The organism is Wolbachia endosymbiont of Drosophila seguyi, assembly GCF_028981765.1.
Lineage (GTDB): Bacteria > Pseudomonadota > Alphaproteobacteria > Rickettsiales > Anaplasmataceae > Wolbachia > Wolbachia pipientis.
On record NZ_JAPQLM010000161.1, the window covers coordinates 1 to 3,181 of the forward strand.

General features: G+C 36.2%; 4 protein-coding genes. 3 read left to right on the plus strand and 1 reads right to left on the minus strand.

The genetic code is table 11. The features are described from left to right. Window positions 1-204: 204 nt before the first annotated feature. From OZD62_RS04085 to OZD62_RS04095, 3 genes are all read left to right on the plus strand, one after another. Window positions 205-375: a J domain-containing protein gene (locus tag OZD62_RS04085; RefSeq protein WP_010082675.1), complete on the plus strand. Its 171-nt coding sequence runs from the start codon at window positions 205-207 to the stop codon at window positions 373-375. 104 nt (window positions 376-479) lie between these two features. Then, the gene (locus OZD62_RS04090; protein ID WP_275019481.1) at window positions 480-1,709 is read left to right on the plus strand and encodes a cytochrome b; all 1,230 of its coding nucleotides are present in this window, start codon (window positions 480-482) and stop codon (window positions 1,707-1,709) included. A 368-nt stretch (window positions 1,710-2,077) separates the two neighbouring features. Next, entirely contained in the window at window positions 2,078-2,836 is a 759-nt protein-coding gene (locus tag OZD62_RS04095) for a cytochrome c1 (RefSeq protein WP_010963022.1), read from the plus strand. A 68-nt stretch (window positions 2,837-2,904) separates the two neighbouring features. Here OZD62_RS04095 and OZD62_RS04100 read toward each other — a convergent pair whose 3' ends face one another. Next, window positions 2,905-3,057 (minus strand): hypothetical protein, encoded by a 153-nt coding sequence (locus OZD62_RS04100; protein WP_182309768.1) that lies wholly within the window; start codon window positions 3,055-3,057, stop codon window positions 2,905-2,907. Window positions 3,058-3,181: the final 124 nt, after the last annotated feature.

Here is a 3,181-nt window from a genome sequence, read left to right on the forward strand (position 1 = left end):
TATTGCTTGAACTGGATACTTGCCCAGATATGAGAAATGCTGAGACAGTAATCAGTAAAACTAATAAATATTTGTTGACTTTAGATAGTTGGATTTTCATACCATCTTCATAAACACTTTGTAGATAATTTTTCATTATATAGTTAGAATAGGGTTGTTGAATAAATTTACAAGACAAAATCATACTAGTCTGGTAGTAGTAACATGTTCAGAGATGGAGCATTTAAAGTGCTAGGAATAGATTCTGGAGCGAACCAAAATGAAATCAATAAAGCATATCAAAATTTAATGAAATTAGTTCACCCAGATAAAGGAGGCTCGGAATATTTTGCACAAAAATTAAACGCAGCACGTGACAGGTTGCTGAAGAGGTAATTAATATTGCTTTAAAGTTTTTATTTGTGCGTAAAGGATAAGTTGCTACAATAAAAAAATAAGATAAAAGTAGCAATGGACATGTGTTCAGAAAGGTTTAAGTTATGCAGGAAGATAACAAAAAAGAAACAATAAAAGAAGAAAAAGGCATATTAGGATGGATAGAATATAGATTGCCTATATTTTCTTTTCTAAGACACACTGCTTCTTACCAAGTGCCAAAAAACTTAAATTATGCTTGGAACTTTGGCTCTTTGGCTGGTATAGCGCTGATTTTACAAATAATAACAGGTATATTTCTTGCTATGCACTACACTCTGCATGTTGATTATGCGTTTAATAGTGTAGAGCGCATAATGCGAGATGTGAATTACGGGTGGTTAATACGCTACACTCACGCTGTTGGAGCATCGCTCTTCTTTATGGTAGTCTATGTTCATATAATGCGTGGATTATATTACGGATCTTATAAAAGACCGAGAGAGATGGTGTGGTTTATTGGAATATTTATATTTTTTGCAATGATGGCAACTGCCTTTATGGGATATGTATTGCCTTGGGGACAAATGAGTTTCTGGGGTGCAACAGTTATAACCAACTTATTTTCTGCTATACCTTTAATTGGCAATAAAATAGTTATATGGTTATGGGGTGGTTTTTCAGTGGATAACCCAACACTTAACCGTTTTTTCGCCCTGCATTATCTTCTGCCTTTTGTTATTATTGCTTTAGCTATGCTTCATGTGATAGCTCTGCATAGGTTTGGCTCTGGTAACCCAAGTGGAGTGGAGGTAAAATCAGATAAGGATACCATCCCTCTCTATCCTTATTATATAGTCAAGGATTGCATAACTTTTGGTCTGTTTTTTGTAGTTTTGTTCGCATTTGTTTTCTATGCTCCCAATTATCTTGGGCATCCAGACAATTATATAGAAGCTGATTCTATGGTCACTCCGGTACATATAGTGCCAGAGTGGTATTTTTTACCTTTTTATGCAATGCTACGTTCAATTCCAGATAAACTTACTGGTGTGCTTACCATGTTTGCGTCTATTTTAGTGTGGTTTTTGTTACCTTGGCTTGATAAATCAAAAGTTAAAAGTGGTGCTTATCGCCCGGTGTTTAAGAAATTTTTTTGGGTTTTTGCAATAAATTTTGTACTTCTTGCCTGGCTTGGAGGACAAGAGGTAAAAGAGCCTTACATCACTATGAGTAGGCTATCTACTCTTTATTACTTTGCATACTTTGTGATAGTTTTACCACTGCTTAGTAAGTATGAAAAGCCAAAAGAACCACCAAAAACCTTAAGTGATTCTGTGCCGGAGATGAGGTGATGTCAATTCAAAGCAGATCTCTTACAAAATTCTCTTTCATCCCAGAGCTCTCTTCTGTCATCCCAGAGCCCTCTTTTGTCATCCCAGTGCTTGACACTGGGATCCAGAAAAAAAATAAATGGATTCCAGCATCATGTACACAATTGTATGAACGTTGTATACAACACACAGTGTCATTCCACTATCTTCCGTTGTCATCCCAGTGCTTGACACTGGGATCCAGGTATAAAAATACTTACAAATCATGCAATGGACAACAGATTCTAGGAGTGCATGATAACCATAATGTCAGTGATGAAATAAGCTGGATTCCAGTGTCAGCTACTTGCATGACATCAATTCGAAATTTACTAAAACAGTGGTTATGCATGGGATCTAATGTATTTGCAATCTTCTGCATGTTATTTCTATCTAGTCTTATATCTGCAGAAGAATTTAAATCATCACCAAATAAGAAAATAGACTGGAAATTTGATGGAATTGTCGGATCTTTCGATAGAGAGTCAATTCAGCGTGGCTATAAAGTGTATAAAGAAGTCTGTGCTGCTTGTCATTCAATGAATAGGGTAGCATTTCGTAATTTGCAAGATGTCGGTTTTTCTGAAGAAGATGTAAAACAAATAGCAGCTTCTTATCAAGTTAAAGATGGTCCGAATGATTTGGGTGAAATGTTTGACAGACCTGGAGTACCTTCGGATTATTTTATTGCGCCTTTTGATACAAAAGAAGCAGCTGCAGCAAGCAACAATGGTGCAGTCCCACCAGACTTATCATTAATTATTAAAGCAAGGCATGATGGTGCAAATTATGTCTATTCATTGTTAACAGGCTATCAAAACGGCGAACACGATGAAAATGATTTATATTTTAATTCGTATTTTCCAACAGGCAGATTAGCTATGGCGCCACCACTTTCTGAAGGAATGGTGGAATATGATGGTGCAAGGCAAGCCACAGTTGAAAATATGGCGTATGATGTGATAAATTTTTTACAATGGGCAGCAGAGCCAGAATTAGAGCGCCGGCATAAACTTGGATTAAAAGTAGTGGCGTATTTTATAATTTTAACAGTGTTTTTTGTATTAACTAACAACAAAGTTTGGAGCAAGCTCTATAAAAAGAAGTGATAGTCAATTTTGCCTCAAGCACAATGGTTGTCATCCAAGTAGCTAACACTGGTTCCTTTATGACGGTGTCATCCGAGTAGCTGACACTGGGATGGCTTTGTCGCATCGTACCTTATACGGTAATAATTTACGATAAATTCATGTAGCCATTTCGAATTTAGCCATACCAATGTCAGTAAATTTATTAAGCAAACAGCACTTAATGAGCAGTTCTTTTTCACGATTTAGAGGTTGTCCGGAAACAAGTAAAAGGCTATAATATCTGAAATTTTAGTACGGGGTAAAGATGAGAAAAAAGTATCCAACAGATCTAAGCGAAAGGGAATGGGCAAGAATAGAAAAACA